Origin of the sequence: Arcticibacter pallidicorallinus, from assembly GCF_003002875.1 — a bacterium.
In the GTDB taxonomy this organism is placed as follows: domain Bacteria; phylum Bacteroidota; class Bacteroidia; order Sphingobacteriales; family Sphingobacteriaceae; genus Arcticibacter; species Arcticibacter pallidicorallinus.
The window spans coordinates 79,233-96,486 of sequence record NZ_PVTH01000007.1; the positions used below are offsets into that span (position 1 = coordinate 79,233).

Sequence of the window (17,254 nt, forward strand, 5' to 3'; positions counted from 1 at the left end):
CGTTAATCTTTAGATTTATCAATTTTCTTTGTCGATCTCTGATTTTGTTCAATCGCGTTTCCTTGTTTTTTGAATGGGCTTTGGATTTTTTCCAGTGTATATGATGATTTTCGCAAGGAATCAAGTTGAAACTCAGCGTTTTTTCTAAGGGTAAGTAAGCGCTGATATTTGTCAGTTCCAGCCTGAATCATGCCAGCGTTGAGACTTTCAAGGTTGCTAAGCACTAATAACTGGTGGGCATCAGCCAAGTCTCGTAAATTGAGATTTTTGAGAGCGGCTTCAGGATTAGTTTCCTTCCATTGTTTAGCTGTCATTCCAAATAGGGCCACATTTAAAATATCAGCTTCACTAGCGTAGACAAGCCATTCCTTATCTTTTGAAACATTAAGTTTGGGCAATACGTGCTCCTTGATTGCATCAGTATGAATCTTGTAATTGGTCTTTGATAAGAATCGTCGATAATCCCACTCCGAACCAAGTCGCTTGTTTTCTTCCTCCTTTAATCTTTGGAACTCTTTTACGAGTAGTAGCTGGAATCTAGGACTTATCCACATTCCAAACTGGAACGCGATATCCTTGTGGGCATATGTCCCTCCGTATCTTCCGGCCTTAGCAGTAATACCAATAGCATTCGTTCGTTCTATCCATTCTTTGACAGATAGGACGAAGTTGTTGCCACCTGCAGTATTTTTAATTATACCGAATTCGGTATAATTAAAATCAGCATTATACATGGCCTCCCATTCACCCAGATATTCGATTGTGTTCTTTAAGCTGAGCCATTTGGTTATGATAATATTTTCGTGTTGGCTTTTGGCCATGTCGGTAAGGGAGATATAATCAATGTCCTGCTTGGACTCAACGTTTATTTCTATGCCTTCTATATTGAGTTTACTCATAATATTAATATTGAGATGTTATTTCTTTGCTACTGCGTTAACATAGGCTGCCCACATTTCGTTAAATCTTGAGTCATGCCTGTCTTTAAGTATTTCGGCAATCTTATCGCGTTCTGATTCTGGAATTAGTGAAGTTTCAAAGAGCAACACGTGTGTAAGTGCATTGATCATAGCTTGATTTGACACGCTTAGTCGTAAGATTTCCACAAGGGCTTGTGTGCTGTCTATTGGAAGCTTTACGTTTCCTTTTTCAATATCTGATAAATCAATCATGCTGTTAGTCCGGAACGTATAGGTATAATATCTCCCTGTTGGTTTCTTGATTAATAGACCAAGATTTGATACCCTCATCATTAAGGTAAGCATCGACCTTTAAAGTAGTTGATTTTGCCTTCTGGACATCCATCATATATGTAACGCCCAAATTTGCTGATCCTGAAAAGCTGGCTTGTCCTTTCGATTCAATCAGCTCTAATGGTTCAGCATAAACTTGTTTGCCGCTCTCAATAGTGACTGTCTTGTATTGGGGGCCACCTTCGGAGCTCAGCTTGTAAACCTGAACTTTGTAATCACCTCCATCGAAATTTAACTTTAGTGCACCTGTAGCTTGCTGTTCCTGCTCTTCCTTCTTGCAAGAACTGAAGGCAGCAACAGAGATTAGTAGAAGTAGTATGTATTTTCTCATGATTAGTGATTAGGCTTTTTATAAATATCCGTGACCAGGCATAGCTTGAAGATCTCCACCTTCTTTATTAATATGGGCGAATGAATGGGCCGGCCATTTATCTTTTCCTCCTGGTTGTCGCTCCATAGGATGACCTCGTCTTCGTTATCTGCCAGCAGCAATCGCTTGTACATTCTGTAGTTCTCCCACTCGATATAATATACTTCCCCCCAAATGATCGCATTCTTATTTTCAATCGGTCTAAGTACCGTCCAGCAGCCATTGACAAGAGTTGGATTCATTGAGTTTCCATAGACAGGTAAAGCAAAGCTTCCTTTAGTGATCCCGGGAAAGCTCATGTATCCGATCACTTTACCTGATTGAGTGTCGTTGTAGATTTCGACACCTGATGCAGCGGCTGGAGCATTATACATAGGAATATAATCTCCTTCAGCTTTACTTTGTAAAGTGTGGTCGTTTAGCTTCTCGGTAAGAGTAAACTTGGTGTCAAGCGTCTCTTCGAGTTTGTGTAGGACTTCTGGTTGTGGACTTATAGTCCCTTTCTCAAACTGCGAAATAGCAGCTTTAGATACGCCTACTAGCTTTCCAAGCTCTTCTTGAGTGAGTTCGGCTCCCCGTCTTTTTGATCTTAGTTGCGATCGGAAATCGTCCATTGTCTATTTTAAAGAGTGTTAAAAAAATATGTCACTTAATTTTGTAAAGTAAAATAAAGTAAAGTATATTTGTTCCAACGAAATGTAATACACAAATATATAATTTATGCAAGTGTCACCACAATTATTAGCAGAAATATACAAGAATCTTGAGCATGGAGAGATGCAGGGGATCGCGAACCAGTTGGGGGGAAACTTCAATCGTCAGAACGTTCGGAAGGAATTAACAACACTTAAGGATGATTACAACGAGCTTATTATCAACGCTGCTATTACGAGAATCGAGGCAAGAGGTGTGGTGTTAAAATTTAAAGAAGAGGCTGAAGCTTAGTATGCTTTTGGAAGTTGTACATATCGCTGAACAAGCAGGACACGCTACCAGGACGAAAAGTTCAGCAGGTAAAGTGACTGGGGATGGTACAAGACTTCCATTGCATAAAGATGAAGCATACCTGAGGCAATTAAAGATGGATTTCATCGCAATGCATAACGAGAAGATCCTGACGAAGAAGGCTAAGGAAAAGGCTGCAGCTACATTGAAAGCTATCTAACAAAATGTACCAACAAAAAACCCCGATGGGTACCAAGCCAACGGGGACCAGAGGATGAACCTCTTAAACAAAATGTACCATTAACAAAGTCCGCAAGCGGATAATCATCAACAGTATGGCAAATATAGCAAGATCCATTAACTCAAGCAACAGCCGCCCTATGAAGCGTAAGCTGGCTATTCAATCGACGGTTTATCCGATTGATTACAACCGCAATAATCCCGCGAAGGGATTTAACGAGTGGATGCATTACATCCAGGTCGAAGCAGATTTTATCTATGCTTCTGATCGCTATCTCTTTCCGAGCCAGGTCGAAGAGATGAAGCAGCAGACCGCTAAGGCCCGTCGAGCTGAGGAACTAAGCAAGCTGATATCATCCGGGAAGATTAATCCTGAAGAACTCAGCAACTATATGGACCAGGTTAAAAATTTCCTTAGCGATGGTATTTGATGAAAGAGAGTGGGATGAGTCTCAAAGTGAGATTTCCACATCAGACAAAGTGATTATCTGCTCCTCAGTAGCAATAGGCCTGATAGGCTTCTTAACAATAGTTTACCAAACAATCACCATAATTTTTTAAACCCTTTTTAAACAAAATGTATCATGAGTAAAATCAGAAAACCAGCTGAACTACAAGTTCAAAAAACAATCAAAGCCCTTATTTACGGACAGCCGGGTCTTGGTAAAAGCACGCTTGCTCTTAGCGCTCCGAGTCCTTTACACCTTGACTTTGACAGAGGTGTTCACCGTGTCAACCCTGCGCATCATAAAGACACCCTTCAAGTTGACTCCTGGGAAGATGTTCTGGAAGTTCTTAGTGACGATATCTCCTCGTACAAAACAATCATAATTGATACTGCAGGAAAGATGCTCGACTTCATGACGGCTTACCTGATTAAGAATGATCCTAAACTTGGAAAGCCTGATGGTTCTCTAACGCTTCAGGGTTATGGAGCTCGGAAGGGAGCATTCGTTGCCTTTTTGAGGCAAGTCGATCAGCTCGGTAAGCATCTAATATTCGTTGCCCATGACAAAGAAGAGAAAGATGGTGAACAGAAGATAGTTCGTCCGGAGATCGGAGGATCCTCATCAGGTGATCTAATCAAGGAGCTTGATCTGGTTGGCTATATGGAAGCGAAAGGGAAAGCCAGAACCATCAGTTTCGATCCATGCGAAAAGTATTACGGCAAAAATACCTGCAACCTACAAAGCGTCATTAAACTTTCGGTCCTAATAGATGACAAAGGGTCCCCCGTACAAGACAAACCGAATGATCTTTTAACTCAAATCATTGCGGACTATCAGGTCTATCTGGAGAAAAGAAAAGTGATCACCAAGCAGTACAATGAATTGATGACAGCTGTAAAGGAGAACCTTGACTTAGTGACGGACGCTTCGACGGCAAACGAGTTTGTCCAGTGGGTTACGAAAATGGATCATATCTGGGATTCAAAAGTTCAAGCCGGCCAGCTTTTCAAGGCTAAACAGAAATCGTTGGGACTTATCCTTAACCCTAAAAACCAGCAATATGAAAAATCAACAGCTGCAGCCTAAGTATAAGTTTTATGCAACGCTACTGGATGCGTTTCACTATTACCTGCACTCAGAAGCTGAAGATGCTTTTGCTGAGTTTATTAACAAGATCAACCGGGTACCATTCTCTTCTGAAAAAGCGGAGAAGGGTACCGCTTTCAATGATCTGGTAGATCTTGTTGCCGCCGGTAAGCTATCGGATGCTATAAACGATGGCTTGGTAGTACCTCAGGTAGTACGAAAAGTGGAAGTGTACACCTATAAGCACAAGGATCGTCAAGGTAACCCATGGTCATTTGACTTTAAGCAACACCTGGTGCATCAATTTGCCGCTCGTTACGAGAACGCTGTACCTCAATTACTAACTGAAGGCTACTTTGAAACGTCAAAAGGAACTGTACTGCTTTACGGGTATATCGACGAGCTTGAGGGGGATGTAGTTTCCGATATCAAGACAACGACTAAGTACGAGTTTCCAAAGTTCCTGTACAACTATCAGCATATAGTTTATCCTTTTACACTCAATCAGCAAGGCATACCGGTAACACAGTTCGTGTACGACGTGACGGACTTTAATAACACCTACAGGGAGGATTATATCTACAATCCGGAGCGTGATCTGAAGCGTCTACATAGCCATGTTGTGCACTTGATTGACTTCCTTGAGATTAACCGGCACCTGATCACCGACAAGAAAGTGTTTGCTATGGATATCGAAGAGGAGGAGCCGGTACCGGTACCAGAGCCAGTAGAATGAAGGTTAGCTGATGACGTCTTGAGCAACTTCAAAGGACGGATCTATGGTCAACGAATGGATAAAGTGACTGAGGTAGCGGATTACGGATCCGTCCTTATTGTAGAAGATAGGAAAGGAGAACGGTTTCCAGTAAGAAAAGCACAATTAATAATACCATGATAGAAATCAGAAAAGCAAAATTAACAAAAGAGCTAGTACTCACGAAGATCGGGTATATAGAGCTCAACGAGACCGGTGAGAAAACTGAGGTTGATGGTGTAAACTGCGATTGGATTGCCCACAATGACCTAGTTCAGTCATTTCAAAGACTGATTCCTCACATTGCATTTATGTGCGAAGTGCCTGAGGTGCTCAATTTAACCTTAGATCAGGTTGATCATGTTGAGTCCATATCTGTCTCTTCGTTTACGATCGGGGGTGAAGATGAACATGAAGGCATCTCTATTTCTGGAGTGAGAACTCTAAGCACTGGAAAGACTCAAGTGCTTAATACGCCTTTCTATAAGTGGGAAGATGATCAGCCATACGAGTACATGAACGAGCTTGGTGAGATAGTAGCCAACATCAAACATGAGGTTGAAGAATACCTGTTCAGGAAAAAGAAAGCCCCAAAGCGACAGCTAGAGATGTTTCAGGATAACCTAGACGAAGATGACCTGCACGTCGATGAAGAGGGAGTAAAGTTAAAGGGATCCAAAAAGAAGGAAACTATCAAAAAAGCTAGTTAAAAAACGCCCCTATACATCGTGCCAATTCTAGATGAAGCGCGTTTGACGGGGCAAATGACTGGATCGCGGAATGGTAGACGCAAACGTCAGGCAAGCATAAGCCCTCAATCGTTGCAAATAGCAGGTTCGATTCCTGCTCCAGTCACAAACAAAATGTACCACCAATGAACAATACGAAATACATAATTCACCAAGGACAGTATTTCTACATCTATTTCAGATACGATCCTGCCATTATAGGCGTGATCAAATCTTCCTTTCCGGAGTACAAGTATGAAGTAGCAAGAAAGAGATGGAAAGTTCCGGCACGCTTCAGGATTGAAGTGGAGCGGTTCGCTTATGCAAACGGGTTCATATTCGGTCTACCTGTAGAAGAAGAGAAAACGTTTGACGTTCCAGAACTTCCAGAACTAGCAATTGACATACCGCTTAAGATGCCAATGTATCCCTACCAAAAGACTGGTGTGGCTTTCAACATCGCAAAACAACGGACTATAATCGGAGATAAGCCTGGGCTTGGTAAAACAGTACAAAGCATTGCTACCATCATTGCCGGTGATGCATTTCCATGCTTAATTATTTGTCCGTCCGGGTTAAAAGAGAACTGGAAGAGGGAATGGCATAAATGGTCTGATAAAAAAGCTATGATTTTGGAAGACAGAATCAAGACAACGTTTCCCCGGTACTGGGAACATGCGATGGCAGATGTCTTTATTGTCAACTATGAAAGCCTAACAAAGTATTTTGTACAGCAGCTTCCTAAACGAATTAAAGGCGAACCATGGACAGTTAAAGATGTCGTGTTTAAGGATAAGAATGTACAGCTATTTAAAAGTGTTGTGGTTGACGAAAGCCATCGGTGCAAATCATTTTCCACCAGGCAAACAAAGCTTACAAAAGGAATATGCGCCGGGAAAGAGTATATCCTTCTTTGTACCGGTACACCAGTTGTAAATAAGCCCATTGATCTGGTGCCGCAATTAGGTATTATCAATCAGCTGAGGATTTTCGGAGGGTATGAGCAGTTCATTAAGCGGTATTGTGGCGGACCGAACAATGCTTCAAATCTTAATGAACTTAACTGCATTCTGAAGGCGAACTGCTTTTATCAGCGCACTAAGGAGGAGGTATTGAAAGATCTACCTTCTAAGGTTAGGCAGATTGTCTATTGCAACATCACTACCAGGAAGGAATACCTTGAAGCTGAAAAAAACTTAAAGCGGTACCTAGAACAATTCGAGAAAGCTGATGATGCTCGTGTTCAGCGCGCAATGCAGGCCGAAATTATGGTGCAAATGGGTGTACTGAAACGGATATCTGCATTAGGTAAGCTGCAGGAAGTATTCGACTATGTTGATGACATACTGGAATCCGGAGAAAAGATGGTTCTCTTCATCCATTTGAAAGATGTTGCTCAGGCTGTTAAAAGCAGATATCCGGGAGCTGTAATGGTTACTGGTCAAGAGAACGCAGAACAAAAGCAACATTCTGTTGACAGCTTCCAGAAAGATCCTAATGTGAAGCTTATTATCTGTTCAATAAAAGCGGCCGGTGTTGGAATTACACTTACAGCTGCTTCCAATGTGGGATTCGTTGAGCAGTCTTGGACTGCTGCTGATCAGGAGCAGTGTGAAGATCGGTGTCATCGTATCGGTCAGAAGAACTCAGTTAACGCAATCTACTTCCTAGGTAAGAATACTATTGATGAGTACATCTATTCAATCATCAACAAGAAGCGCAATATCGCAGCAAAGGTCACAGGAAATGAGGAACTGATTGAAGTGAGTGTGATCGACAATTTGATCAACTTATTCAACCAAAAAGTAGCATAACATGAAGGAATTACCATGGGATATCACGCAACAGGAAATCATTAGAACCCGGCCGATCTATCAAGTTGATGAGCCGGTTACAATTAAAGGAGGGAATTACGATGGCAGATCTGGAAGATTCAATCGCTATTGCTCTAATGCTTTTCCCGATTACTGCAGAGTGACGCTTGAATTGAAAGGCAGGCTCAAAACAGAAGAGACGGTAATGGTAGAGCTTAAAAATTTACAACGCATAAGTACTGAAGAGAATTTTAATAATCATAATATGAAAAAACAGAATGTACCAACACCAGGGAGTAAGATCCCGGCAGAAGAGGCTGGAGTACCAACCATCTCGATGCTTGAGCCGGTCTTTATCGCTCCAAGTAAGTTAAACCCTCGTAAGGAGTTTGACCAGGTTGCCATTGATGAGCTGGCAGCATCTATTAAAAAGCTTGGTTTGATCCAGGCAATAACAGTACGTCCTGATGCAGATGGTTACGAGATCGTGTGTGGTGAACGCCGCTACCATGCATCGATCAAAGCAGGCCTGAAGCAAATACCGGTGATCATCCGGAACTTATCTGACAATGAAGCTATGGAGCTGATGGTAACAGAAAACCTGCAGCGCAAAGATGTTCACCCGATGGAAGAAGCAGACGCCTTCATGATGATGAGAGACAAAATGAACTACACCATCACAGACATTGCTGCTAAGATCGGAAAGAACGAAGCTTATGTATTACGCCGGTTGCATCTCGTTAACCTAGTCCCAACCCTTAATGACCTTTTCCTGAAGTCTGATATCAGTATTGGTCATGCCGAATTGTTAAGCCGGGTAGGTGAAGATGATCAGGAGCTTTGGTTTAAGGATAAGTACAGTTCCGGTTACGGTGGTGGTGTGGGTACCGTAAGAGACCTTAAACAGTGGTTGTCGTATAGGGTAGAAAGGAAGCTATCTGAAGCGCCGTTTGATCCTGCTGATGTATTTCGAGGTAAGGGATTTTCTTCCCCCGTTTGCTCGAACTGTCACTTCAACTCAGCCTTCCAACAGGATCTATTCCCGGATAATGAGGCAGAAGCTATCTGTCATAATAGCAAGTGTTTTGAAGCAAAAAGTAACGATGGCTTTGAGAAAAAGCTCTTCGCTGCGGTCGCTGATCCTAACACGATCTTCGTAAACGAAAACTATGGTGGTAATGATCTGATCGCAAATACCTTGAAAAAGGATGGCTTCACCGTCCTAAAGAAGTATGACGATTATGAAGAACTTCCATCAAAACCTAGGCAGTCAAGCTATAATTGGGCCGGATCCTCAGAAGAAGAAAATAGGGGAAGGTTCGAAGCGGCCTTGAAGAGCTGGGAAGAAAAGAAAGCGTCTTCTATAAAGGCTTTCTCCATATCCACCCACTCCAAAGGTGAGATAGTAAGTATTGTTCTAAAGTCGACTAAGAGAACAGCTGAAAAGACAACTGAGAGCGATCCAATGAGGGCTTATCATACCCTTAAAGCTGATATCGATCAGAGAATCAGACGCGGCCGTGAAATCGATCAGGAGAAGATCATGAAGCAGGTGATAGCCAGTCGTGATCAGATTCCTTTCAAGTTATCTGAACCAGATGAAACCCGTCCGGAGCTATCAGAAGCTGAGATGAACGCCTTATATGTTCTTTGCTATGAAAGCTGTAGCTACAGTAGCGGACTCAATAAGCATCTTGGTCTCTCTCGTAGTAGCTATTACAATGAGGGCAAGCAGTTACTGGAGGAGATATCAAACCTTCCTCAGCATATGAAATCATTTATTGTAAGGCAAGCGCTCATCAACAAGTTTGCGGCTATTGGCCATAACGGCATCAGCCATGCAATTACTCTACACCTGGCTAAAGATTGGTGTCCGGATGTCCTTACCAGGATAGAACTTGACCAGGAAGGAAAACGCGATCGTCGCGAAGAGAAACTGAACAAAAGCTTAAAAGACCTGAAGGAACAATTCAAGGTAGAAGCCTAATAGACTTATCACTGTACTTAGCATGAAGAACAATATTGATTATTACCGGCATGAAGCGAACAGCCATGAGCATCCAAAGTTCAAGGCGCTGCGGGCTAAATATGGCTGGGCCGGTGAAGGTCAATTTTGGGCTCTTAATAATATCATCGGGCAATCCGATGGCTGTAAACTAGATCTGAACAAAGGTTATAACAGGCTCAGTATTGCCACCGATTTAGGCATGTCCCCTGATGACTTCGATCAATACATATCATTCCTGGCTGAAGCCTGCCATCTCATAAGCATTGAGGAGGGCGTGATCTCCACTGATATTGTATCCGAAACCTACAGAGTAGTTAACGAAGAGCGCGAAAAAGACCGTGCGAGAAAAGAGCTAAGAATGCAGAAAAAAGCAATTCCGGCCGGAAAAGAGACAATTCCGGCCGGAAAACTTAAAATTCCAGACGGAAACAATCACCAAGTAAAAGAAGAAGTAAAAGAAGAAGTAAAAGTAAAAGAAGAAGAAGTAAAACCCCCTTTAATCCCCCAAGGGGGACAGAGGTCCAGGATTACAGATTTTGATTTTTCTTTTATCGATCCGGACTTTAAACCTCTTTTCATGCGATGGATAGATTTTCGTAAACAGCTCAAAAAAAATTTTAAGAATCAAAAAATGCTCGAGCAGAATTACAGCCACCTGATGAAGCTTTCCGGTGGCGATCTCAAGCAGGCGACGCTGATCGTCGATTATTCAATCAGCAACCAGTACCAGGGATTATTTGAAATAAAAAAGACTTATGCAGCAGGAACACAGAACAGGACAAATTTTGCAGCTATCGGAGATAAAAAGCTCATTGATGGCCGGGAACCATTCAGATGATCTTGATGACGTTGAACTTTCTGATGAGGAGATGAGCGTGATCATCCGAAATGCAAAACGGGCAAAGCGCGCTAAGCTCCAAGAGCTGGCTTATGCTGAAAAGCTGAGACAAACATCACAGGCGCCGGAGTTCGACGCTAAGCAGCTGCAAGATTTCGTATCAAGGCGATTTCCAACTATTCGGGTGGACAAGTACAACCGGGAAATATTTAAGTTACTTTGCCTGTATTTCTCAAATGATCCACGTTTTGAATCTGAGAACGAAGAGTTTTCGCTGAAGAAAGGCATCTTACTGCACGGACCGGTTGGATGCGGGAAAACTTTCCTAATGGATCTGTTCTCCATCAACACGCGCTTACCTTACGTCGTTACAGAATGCCTAGAAGTGGCTAGCGAGTATGAGGTTAACGGAGAATCCTATCTCGAGAAATACATTAAGCTCAAGCCTGCATATCCTCATCAGAACCTCGGACACACTCAGGTTGGGTGGTGCTTCGATGACCTTGGCTTCGAGGATATGAAGAAGCGGTTCGGCAACAATATGAATACCATGGAGTGGATATTGTCAAGAGCATACCGAAATAATATGGCTGGAAAGATTCACACCACTACGAATCTGAGCTTGGAGAAACTGGAGGCAAATTACGGCCGCCGCGTTGCATCCAGGATGCATGAGATGTTCAACTTCATCACTTTCGACATTGATTCACCGGATAGGAGGAAGCAGGCATGAAGAAGAACAGAGGCTGGACTATCAAAGATCTTTCTAACAAAGGATTCAGAGAGGTGAACGGAGTGTTTCACGCGCCCGGTACCGCACCGGCAATTGCCAAAATCGTTTCAAAACCGCTGTCTTGCGTAAGGAAAAAGCCGAAAAGCGATAAAGAATTTCCAGAAAGCGTAAAGAAGTTGCCAAAACTTGATCTGTTCCTGATCCTGGTGAAGCAGGAGCTTGGTATAGATCTTAATCCGGAATACCGGTTCTATTCCGAACGCCGGTGGTTATTCGATTATGCATACGTTGAATACAAAATTGCGATCGAAGTTGAAGGTGGTATCTGGATGGAGGGTGGGGGTGCTCACTCCAGGCCTGCGAACATCATCCGCGATATGGAAAAGTACACCCGGTCGAATGTAATGGGTTGGAAAGTCATTCGCCGAACGCCTCAGCAGCTCATGTCTGCAGAAACAATTGAACTTATTAAAGAAGCTATAAACAACTAAAAATTATGTCAAAACAGAGTCTAACTGACCTAGAAAAGTTTGAAATGCTTTTCGGTCATGATGGGAAGCGTACACCCTCAGGTATTGAATATCGAGTGCAAAACCTTGATAGATCCCGGTACGAAGCGCAGACTTTGATCCAGAAAAAAGGATTAAATCTGCAAGCTGCCTGTGAAGGATCCATGGCTAGTATCAGAACTTTTATCGTAAAGGAGGTGACAAATGCCTGATAAGAAAAACGAACCGCTGCGTGTCGAGATGGAGCTTACAAAGTTCATGTTCGCAAAGATGAAAGACACTTTTGACCTTGACGTTGAACTGTTGAAAGGAACAGTGAGAGACCTTCCAGACGGACGTATCTATGTCGATGTGACGCTGGAGGGCTACAAGAGAGACATGTTCGATGACTTCATCAAAATGCTGATGAGTAAACCGTCCAACCAAATCACTACGAGCATTCTCGGAATGAAAATCCATCAGAATTAATATTATGAAAGCATACCTAAAATTCCTTTTTCTTTTCCTGGGCGTGATGTCTTCGCTACTCCTTGCAATGTTTCCGCTTTGCTTTCTGCTTTCCGAGCCTGGTCTCGAGTATCACATTTATCAGACGATCGTTCCGGCAATAATGGATGTGGTCTTCTTAGCTATAAGCATTTGGATATTCATCGCAGTTATACTTTTAAACCCTTCAAAAAAATGGAACAGCTCAATTTAGAACAACAGAGAAATACAGTTTGCGTACTTACGGTGGCCCACAATGATTATGATCAACATGGAGATTATTTAGTAGCGGTGTTCTTTCAAAAACCTACCCGACAGGAACTTCTAAAAACCTTGTATGGCGGTAAGGGGATCAATAAAGAATATTATCCTAATCAACATAAGCTAGTTGGACACATACTAACAGGTGGCGGTCGTACCGAAGAGATGGAGTATCAATGGTATTATTTAAGAGAGTTAAGACACGCAGAAGTTTACACTGGCTATAACCCCTACTAAAATGATGTACCATGTTAAAACGAGCATTAAGAGTCTTCTTAGTTTACCTGATGAGGAGCTAGGTTATATTCTCGACATGGACGGCAAAGCGGTCCGCGAAGAGCTGGAAGCGAGACTTTCTCAAGGCGAATTATATATTCCGGCAACCGGCTGTTTGGGCTTCGATCCTGTAAAGGGTTGCCCAGGCCATAAATCAGAGATTGAAGGAGGGAAAGGTAATGAATAAGTACAATGTTTACATAGTGCAGATATACGATACCAGCAAGTCGTTTCCATTAATTGCTAAGACCTTGTCCGATGTAGTAATTATGTACCCAGAAGCCTACAAAATCGAATGCAGGCATAAAGATGTAGAAGTAGCAGAAAGTGAGATAGACCATGACAAGACTACCAAGCAAAACGTGTAAATATATCGAGGCAAATTACCTGAAGAAAAGCGGGAAAGCTATCGCTAAAGATTGTGGCTGCTCCTCCTCAGCTGTTCAGCGGTACATCCGGAAAAAAGGTTTTGTTGTTCCTCCTGAGCTGAGAGCAAAGTTCCGGACACAAGCGCTCATCGGAAAGACAACCTTCACACCTGAGGAGGACGCGATCATCAGGGAGCAGTATCTCCTTAAGCCCGTCAAGGTACTTGCTGAAGAAATAAATAGAAGTTATACCGGCATCATGTCAAGGCTGAAGGCGATGGGTTTATCCATCCCTGCAGAACTGATCCAGCAGCGTAAGCAGCTGAGTCGAATTCAGAAAGGATCCACACCGCCAAACAAGGGTAAGAAGCAAACGGAGTATATGTCCACTGAAGCGATTGCCCGGACCAGAAGCACCCGGTTCAAAAGAGGTAACGTTCCTCACAACTCCTACAATGAGCCTGGGAAGATCACCATACGACGCGCGACTGAAAAGAAGGGAGGAAGAGCGTATCAATACATCTGCCTGGAGCTTGGGAAATGGAAGGAGCTGCACATCCACAATTGGGAGAAGCAAAACGGGCCGGTTCCAAAAGGTCACTGCATTTGGTTCAAGGACGGCAACTCGCTTAATGCTGATGTTGACAACCTCGAGCTGATCACCAGAAGGGAAAACCGGATGCGGAATTCATCTTCAGAGATCCTGTCTGATAAGTATGTCGCTAACTGTATTGCCTGGAGAAACTCAGAGCTGAAGGAAGAGATCATCAGCAATCACCCTGAGCTTATTGAATTAAAGAGAGAACAAATTAAACTTAACAGATTACTAAAATGAAGCTATTTGAAATTGAAGCCACTCTGACTGGCATGGTAGGAAAGAATTATACCTACAACCGACGTAAAGTAACCGTACTCAGATTTGAGATCAAAGAAAAGGTTATCCGCATTGTTTGCGCAACTGAAGACATTACTATCCTGGTGGAAGACTTTCAAGACACAATGAAGTCTTTTCTTCCAGATACCACTCCGGCTATCAGTTCGGAAAACACACCGGCTGTTGTTTCTCCATCAGCTGTTCCCCAAACAATCATCAGAACATCCGGCGGTGAACTGAAGGATCTGGTCATGGAGAACATCAGGAAGATCCAACGGGATAAAGAGTATATCCCTCAGGCAATCGAAATCAATAACCAGGTTAAAACATTAATTGATCTTGCAAAAACTGAAATAGAACTGATTAAGGCGCTAAGATGATATTTTTATCTTCGACTTAGTTAGAAAAACCCCTCGACTGGAGGGGTTAGCAGACTTTACTGAGGATCTTCGGACGAATTGGTACAAAGATACTTAACTATACATTCGGTACAAGATAGATTTTCAAAAGGGGTATTTACCGTAGTTAAATATGCTTGCAGATATCCAGCCATTATCTCGCACCTTTCGGAGTAAGCCAGAATTTGACAAGATCCCATCCACCAATAAGTAACAATAATAATCCGATGATCACGAAGGCTCCGAAAACCAAAAGGTATCCGAACATTTTAGCTTGTTCGACATCCTTTTCCGGTAAAGTCTTATTGAACTCTCTAGCCTCCTGTAAGATCCTTCTTCTTCCATGTGCCGTATATGGATTGGGTGGCTGTTTTCTCCTCATTTATCAATAGTTTAATCTAAAATACTAAAATGAAAATCAACAAAAGCATAGCTTATATTTCAAAGTACCTTACTATCCCACTGGCGGAAGTAAGCCACGTGATAAACCGTCATCGCGTTTCTGATGGAGAACTGCAATATGGTTTGGTAATATTCAAGCATTCAAAAGTGAACGGTGAGAACGGCGAAATGGAGCCAAACGTATCACTGACACCTGAGAGCCTTCCAGCATTCGAAAAAGCATTACTGGAGTACTGGACGAGTGTAGAAGACGAGCGTATTAATCCCACTGTACGGTTGCATCTCGACAGCATGAGAATACCGTACAAGCCGTCAACATCACCACACAAGCCGCCAACACCACCACCTACGCCTTCACCAGTGAGACGCGGGTGGTAATGTTTATCCATATTTGTATAACATGAATATTGATTATCTTTGAGGGACAATGCCACGACTAAAAAAAGACACGCGCACGAAGAGACAGCAGCAGAAGGACTTCCTTGCTGAGCTTGAGAAATGTGGGAACATTACGGCCGCTTGTAAATTGGCAAAGATTGATCGGAAAGCAGTGTATCGGTGGAAACCCGATCCTGCTTTTCTGGTAGAGTATAAAGAGGCGCTATCGATGGGCATTGACGCGATCGAAGATGAAGCCACCAGGAGAGCATTTGAGGGTGTTAAGAAACCTGTATTTCAGCAAGGAAAGCGAGTGGGATATGTTCAGGAGTTTTCAGACACGCTGATGATCTTCCTGTTAAAGGGTAGAAGGCCTGAGATATTCAAGGATCGTCACGAGCTTACCGGTAAAGATGGTGGACCGATACAGACTACCAACGTCGATCTGAAGGATTTAACAACCGAGCAGCTGGCAGCACTTGCAGCATTTAAAAAGACCTTAAAAAAGGAGGATAGTTGATACCTGATCGTAATTACAGCAGTAACCCATACACCCGGGTACTGGTGGTTGTAGTGATATTACTAGCACTGCTTCATATTGCACTCCAGACGTAGTTAACCGGATTTTCTATGATTGAACTGGAGTCTCTTCTTAATGTTGACGATATGGAAATTAACCTGGAGTTCTTTCGACGCCGGGCTTTTGACTTTATAACCGTCAATGAAAACGGAGAACTCCAACGTAAACACCTGAAGCAGGAAGCTGCTCTGTTTGCGCTAACTGATGATGTCACCTCCGAGTTAATCTATGGTGGTGCTGCAGGTGGTGCAAAGTCATGGACTGGGTGTGCCTGGCTTGCTTTCAGCTGTATGGCTTACCCTGGTACAAAATACTTCATAGGACGAGCCGAATTGATGAAGATCAAGGAAAGCACCCTGGTAACCTTTCGACGCGTCTGTAAGACATATGGCATACTTGAGGGACGTGACTGGAGATACTATACCACCGATCACTACATCGAGTTTACCAACGGTTCTAGGATCAACCTTATCGAGCTGAAGTTTAAGCCATCAGAGGATCCGCAATTCGAGCGTCTTGGATCGACTGAGTATACGTCTGGATGGATCGAAGAGGGAGGGGAAGTACATTTCAGAGCATTCGACGTATTGAAGTCGCGTGTCAACAGGATGCTCAATGACCAGTACGGGCTGATCGGGAAGATCTTTGTTACCTGTAACCCGAAAAAGAACTGGCTGTATACTCAGTTTTACAAGCCAGCGAAGAAGAACCTTCTTAAGTTCTACCAGAAGTTTATTCAGGCCCTGGTCGAAGACAATGTATTTGCCGAGTCCGGATATATCGAGCAGCTGAGACGTATGAGTGACCTAGCCATGAAGGAAAGGTTGTTCAAGGGTAACTGGGATTATGACAACGATCCGGCCGCCCTGATGGAATATACTCAGATCGTGGATATCTTCAGGAACGATCATGTGGAACCAACAGGCATCAGGTACATTACAGCGGATATTGCCCGACTCGGTGATGACTATACCCGGATCTACTTGTGGGATGGATTGGTGAACACCAAACGGATCAGCCTGTACAAGCAAAGAGCGCCTGAGGTTATTAAAGCGATCAAAGATCTTGCTGCAGCTAATGGTGTACCTATGTCCCGGGTTGTGGTCGATGCTGATGGTGTAGGTGGTCCGATCGCGGATTTCTTGAAGAACTGCAATGAGATGAATAACCAGTCGACAGCATTCCCTTCAAAGGAAACCGGTGTGAAGGAGAACTTCAAGAACAAGCGTTCTCAGTTGTACACGAAGCTTTCCCAGATGGTAATAAATGCAGCGATCAGAATAATTGGAGCGGATCCTGAAGAGGAAGATGATATCAGCACGGAGCTGTCTGTCATCAAAAAGATCAACATGGATAGTGATGGGCCCGTTGATATAATCAGCAGGAAGGATATCAAGGAACTGATAGGCCGGTCTCCTGACCACGCTACCAATCTTATGTTACGAATGTGGTTCGAGTACAAAGTGACAAGAGCACCGAAATATTCATTTTAATAATTGATAGA

General features: G+C 43.1%; 26 protein-coding genes and 1 tRNA gene. 22 read left to right on the top strand and 5 right to left on the bottom strand.

Translation table 11 applies throughout. The features are described from left to right. Nucleotides 1-2: 2 nt before the first annotated feature. The 4 genes from B0I27_RS12360 to B0I27_RS12375 are packed head-to-tail and all read right to left on the bottom strand — an operon-like array spanning nt 3 to nt 2,237. On the bottom strand, nt 3-899 hold the full coding sequence (locus tag B0I27_RS12360) for a KilA-N domain-containing protein (RefSeq protein ID WP_106293784.1): 897 nt from the start codon (nt 897-899) through the stop codon (nt 3-5). Between the two features lie 18 nt (nt 900-917). After that, nucleotides 918-1,172: a hypothetical protein gene (locus B0I27_RS12365; RefSeq protein WP_106293786.1), complete on the bottom strand. Its 255-nt coding sequence runs from the start codon at nt 1,170-1,172 to the stop codon at nt 918-920. A gap of 4 nt (nt 1,173-1,176) precedes the next feature. Next, nucleotides 1,177-1,584 carry a hypothetical protein gene (locus B0I27_RS12370; protein WP_106293788.1) on the bottom strand — a complete coding sequence of 136 codons (408 nt, stop codon included), beginning with the start codon at nt 1,582-1,584 and terminating at the stop codon, nt 1,177-1,179. Between the two features lie 2 nt (nt 1,585-1,586). Continuing rightward, complete coding sequence (locus tag B0I27_RS12375; protein WP_106293790.1) at nt 1,587-2,237, bottom strand: XRE family transcriptional regulator; 651 nt, start codon at nt 2,235-2,237, stop codon at nt 1,587-1,589. Nucleotides 2,238-2,343: 106 nt separating this feature from the next. Here B0I27_RS12375 and B0I27_RS12380 point away from each other — a divergent pair, with 106 nt between their 5' ends. The 19 genes from B0I27_RS12380 (at nt 2,344) to B0I27_RS12470 (ending at nt 14,372) form a co-directional block, all read left to right on the top strand. Then, entirely contained in the window at nt 2,344-2,568 is a 225-nt protein-coding gene (locus B0I27_RS12380) for a hypothetical protein (RefSeq protein WP_106293792.1), read from the top strand. Between the two features lies 1 nt (nt 2,569). Then, on the top strand, nt 2,570-2,788 hold the full coding sequence (locus B0I27_RS12385) for a hypothetical protein (protein ID WP_106293794.1): 219 nt from the start codon (nt 2,570-2,572) through the stop codon (nt 2,786-2,788). 115 nt (nt 2,789-2,903) lie between these two features. Then, nucleotides 2,904-3,239, top strand: a complete 336-nt coding sequence (locus tag B0I27_RS12390; RefSeq protein WP_106293796.1) for a hypothetical protein — start codon at nt 2,904-2,906, stop codon at nt 3,237-3,239. 153 nt (nt 3,240-3,392) lie between these two features. After that, on the top strand, nt 3,393-4,343 hold the full coding sequence (locus B0I27_RS12395; RefSeq protein WP_106293798.1) for an ATP-binding protein: 951 nt from the start codon (nt 3,393-3,395) through the stop codon (nt 4,341-4,343). After that, the gene (locus tag B0I27_RS12400) at nt 4,318-5,079 is read left to right on the top strand and encodes an HNH endonuclease (RefSeq protein WP_106293800.1); all 762 of its coding nucleotides are present in this window, start codon (nt 4,318-4,320) and stop codon (nt 5,077-5,079) included. Before B0I27_RS12395 ends, B0I27_RS12400 begins: the two co-directional genes overlap by 26 nt. Before the next feature lie 155 nt (nt 5,080-5,234). Beyond that, on the top strand, nt 5,235-5,807 hold the full coding sequence (locus tag B0I27_RS12405) for a hypothetical protein (RefSeq protein WP_106293802.1): 573 nt from the start codon (nt 5,235-5,237) through the stop codon (nt 5,805-5,807). A 56-nt stretch (nt 5,808-5,863) separates the two neighbouring features. Beyond that, nucleotides 5,864-5,952: transfer RNA gene (locus tag B0I27_RS17505), tRNA-OTHER, on the top strand. Nucleotides 5,953-5,971: 19 nt separating this feature from the next. Then, on the top strand, nt 5,972-7,639 hold the full coding sequence (locus tag B0I27_RS12410; RefSeq protein WP_106293804.1) for a DEAD/DEAH box helicase: 1,668 nt from the start codon (nt 5,972-5,974) through the stop codon (nt 7,637-7,639). Between the two features lies 1 nt (nt 7,640). Beyond that, nucleotides 7,641-9,626 carry a ParB/RepB/Spo0J family partition protein gene (locus B0I27_RS12415; RefSeq protein ID WP_106293806.1) on the top strand — a complete coding sequence of 662 codons (1,986 nt, stop codon included), beginning with the start codon at nt 7,641-7,643 and terminating at the stop codon, nt 9,624-9,626. A gap of 22 nt (nt 9,627-9,648) precedes the next feature. After that, entirely contained in the window at nt 9,649-10,485 is an 837-nt protein-coding gene (locus tag B0I27_RS12420) for a Lin1244/Lin1753 domain-containing protein (protein ID WP_106293808.1), read from the top strand. Further along, nucleotides 10,463-11,218 carry an AAA family ATPase gene (locus tag B0I27_RS12425; RefSeq protein ID WP_106293810.1) on the top strand — a complete coding sequence of 252 codons (756 nt, stop codon included), beginning with the start codon at nt 10,463-10,465 and terminating at the stop codon, nt 11,216-11,218. Before B0I27_RS12420 ends, B0I27_RS12425 begins: the two co-directional genes overlap by 23 nt. Next, the gene (locus tag B0I27_RS12430; protein WP_106293812.1) at nt 11,215-11,709 is read left to right on the top strand and encodes a PDDEXK family nuclease; all 495 of its coding nucleotides are present in this window, start codon (nt 11,215-11,217) and stop codon (nt 11,707-11,709) included. The genes B0I27_RS12425 and B0I27_RS12430 overlap by 4 nt, the downstream gene beginning before the upstream one ends. A 5-nt stretch (nt 11,710-11,714) precedes the next feature. Next, nucleotides 11,715-11,939, top strand: coding sequence for a hypothetical protein (locus B0I27_RS12435; RefSeq protein WP_106293814.1), 225 nt, complete (start codon nt 11,715-11,717; stop codon nt 11,937-11,939). Continuing rightward, nucleotides 11,932-12,195 (top strand): hypothetical protein, encoded by a 264-nt coding sequence (locus B0I27_RS12440; protein ID WP_106293816.1) that lies wholly within the window; start codon nt 11,932-11,934, stop codon nt 12,193-12,195. Before B0I27_RS12435 ends, B0I27_RS12440 begins: the two co-directional genes overlap by 8 nt. Before the next feature lie 213 nt (nt 12,196-12,408). Next, nucleotides 12,409-12,711, top strand: coding sequence for a hypothetical protein (locus B0I27_RS12450; RefSeq protein WP_106293820.1), 303 nt, complete (start codon nt 12,409-12,411; stop codon nt 12,709-12,711). Between the two features lies 1 nt (nt 12,712). Further along, nucleotides 12,713-12,937: a hypothetical protein gene (locus B0I27_RS12455; protein WP_106293822.1), complete on the top strand. Its 225-nt coding sequence runs from the start codon at nt 12,713-12,715 to the stop codon at nt 12,935-12,937. Next, nucleotides 12,930-13,118 (top strand): hypothetical protein, encoded by a 189-nt coding sequence (locus B0I27_RS12460; RefSeq protein WP_106293824.1) that lies wholly within the window; start codon nt 12,930-12,932, stop codon nt 13,116-13,118. The genes B0I27_RS12455 and B0I27_RS12460 overlap by 8 nt, the downstream gene beginning before the upstream one ends. Next, the gene (locus B0I27_RS12465; RefSeq protein ID WP_219905019.1) at nt 13,090-13,953 is read left to right on the top strand and encodes an HNH endonuclease; all 864 of its coding nucleotides are present in this window, start codon (nt 13,090-13,092) and stop codon (nt 13,951-13,953) included. The genes B0I27_RS12460 and B0I27_RS12465 overlap by 29 nt, the downstream gene beginning before the upstream one ends. Continuing rightward, complete coding sequence (locus B0I27_RS12470; protein ID WP_106293826.1) at nt 13,950-14,372, top strand: hypothetical protein; 423 nt, start codon at nt 13,950-13,952, stop codon at nt 14,370-14,372. The genes B0I27_RS12465 and B0I27_RS12470 overlap by 4 nt, the downstream gene beginning before the upstream one ends. Before the next feature lie 172 nt (nt 14,373-14,544). Here the strand turns inward: B0I27_RS12470 and B0I27_RS12475 are convergent, their stop codons facing one another. Then, on the bottom strand, nt 14,545-14,772 hold the full coding sequence (locus tag B0I27_RS12475) for a hypothetical protein (RefSeq protein WP_106293828.1): 228 nt from the start codon (nt 14,770-14,772) through the stop codon (nt 14,545-14,547). A gap of 29 nt (nt 14,773-14,801) precedes the next feature. On the opposite strand from B0I27_RS12475, the gene B0I27_RS12480 reads away from it, so the two are divergent. The 3 genes from B0I27_RS12480 to B0I27_RS12490 all read left to right on the top strand — a co-directional run bounded on the left by B0I27_RS12480 (nt 14,802) and on the right by B0I27_RS12490 (nt 17,243). Then, a complete protein-coding gene (locus B0I27_RS12480) occupies nt 14,802-15,170 on the top strand; it encodes a hypothetical protein (RefSeq protein ID WP_106293830.1) in 369 nt (122 codons plus the stop codon). Between the two features lie 49 nt (nt 15,171-15,219). Next, a complete protein-coding gene (locus B0I27_RS12485; RefSeq protein ID WP_106293832.1) occupies nt 15,220-15,690 on the top strand; it encodes a terminase in 471 nt (156 codons plus the stop codon). A gap of 110 nt (nt 15,691-15,800) precedes the next feature. Next, a complete protein-coding gene (locus B0I27_RS12490; RefSeq protein WP_106293834.1) occupies nt 15,801-17,243 on the top strand; it encodes a phage terminase large subunit in 1,443 nt (480 codons plus the stop codon). Nucleotides 17,244-17,254: the final 11 nt, after the last annotated feature.